This is a genomic window from bacterium, assembly GCA_030693325.1.
Classification (GTDB): Bacteria; Patescibacteriota; Minisyncoccia; order UBA6257; family MFKM01; genus MFKM01.
Map to the genome: position 1 here is coordinate 1 of JAUYAV010000013.1, position 1,375 is coordinate 1,375.

The following is a 1,375-nucleotide window of genomic DNA, read 5'->3' on the forward strand; positions in this document are numbered from 1 at the left end:
ATTTATAAATTAAAAGTGCACTATCTTTAGTAGTTCTGTTTTAACCTTTTGGATGTCCAAAAGCCTGTCTTTATGCCAGAATCTTACTTCTGATAATCCGCCAGTGGTATAAGGGTAAATACGTAAATTCACTTCTTCATGAATAGGTGCGTTATTAAATCTAAGTTTTAGGTTATTGACAGATACGGTTCTATAAGCATCAACGGTTCGGTTTAACCTAAAGCAGAAGATGTCTTTGATAGACTGATATGGCGGTGGAATCATAAATTTTCTTAGCACATTTTTATTATCTTTTAACGCTCTTTGATAACGTAGATATGGTATTTCGCCAGTGGTAGAGTGGACGCGTTTATAGTTATACTCATAGACTTCCCGGGTTAAGATTTGATTAGCTTGCGCAATTGTTGTCACATTTTCCCTGGCACAGATACGCACAATATGATCTTGAATCCATCTGTAAGGCCGCTCAATTTTGCCTTTGGCTTGAGGCGACAAGGCATTGATGACTTTGACCTGGCAGTCATTGAGGACTTGTTTCCATTGCGGCATAGTTTCATCTGTTTGTAGGTGATGTTTATAATGTAATTCGTCTCTGCCTCGGATAAACTTAAAGATGGAATCGCAGTCCACATAGAAGTTTAAAGGCAGCCCGTATCTTAAAAATACCGTCTGAAGAGACCTAATATGGGCCAAGGTTACATCTCTTAATACAAGCATAGCGTAGAACATAAACCGGCTGTAATCATCAATAGAAGTAATTAGCCACCACTTGTTTTTAGCGTAAGGCGACCAGAGATGAATAGAAGAGTCGTGTTGAATAAGCTCGCCTACATTGTTGGTAATAACCTCTCGGTCGTGAGCTTTTCGTTTCTCCGGTCTGTTGAGATAATAGCCGAATTTTTTAGCTTTGTTAATAATGGTAGATAACGATACTTTTTGCCTATAGAGTTTCTCAAGTCCGTTCTTGATAAAGCTGTAATTATAGGACCAGATAGGCATCTGTTTGTTGACAATAAATTCTTTGGCTACGGCAAGTTCTTTAATGATGTTTTTTTCGATTTTAGGATCAATCGCCCTTGTGGCATTAGTGCGTTTATACTGGATGGAGAATGTTTCAGGATTTTGGCTGTATTCCTTAAATAATTTAAAAAACTGCCGCCTTTTAATCTGTAACATTTGTTGTATGTGTTCTCGTTTAAGCTCTTTCTTTGAATACCTTTGCATAAGCTCTTTGACCTGTTGATCGGTAAATCTTTTGTGTAATTGTGCCATACTTGTAAACCTCCTTTTTCTTACAAGTATGGCACAAAAAACAGTGCACTTTTAAATTGTAACTCCCTTTAAAAACAGTGCACTTTTAATTTGGAGATGACAA

The 1,375-nt window shown here is 37.2% G+C and carries 1 protein-coding gene; it reads right to left on the reverse strand.

Annotation, left to right across the window (positions count from 1 at the left end):
- Positions 1-9 precede the first annotated feature (9 nt).
- Positions 10-1,272: a hypothetical protein gene (locus Q8N22_01655; protein MDP3052644.1), complete on the reverse strand. Its 1,263-nt coding sequence runs from the start codon at positions 1,270-1,272 to the stop codon at positions 10-12.
- Positions 1,273-1,375 lie beyond the last annotated feature (103 nt).

Coding starts and splice junctions, on each gene's coding strand:
- Q8N22_01655 (MDP3052644.1), bottom strand. CDS start 1,272: ATGGCACAATTACACAAAAGATTTACCGATCAACAGGTCAAAGAGCTT.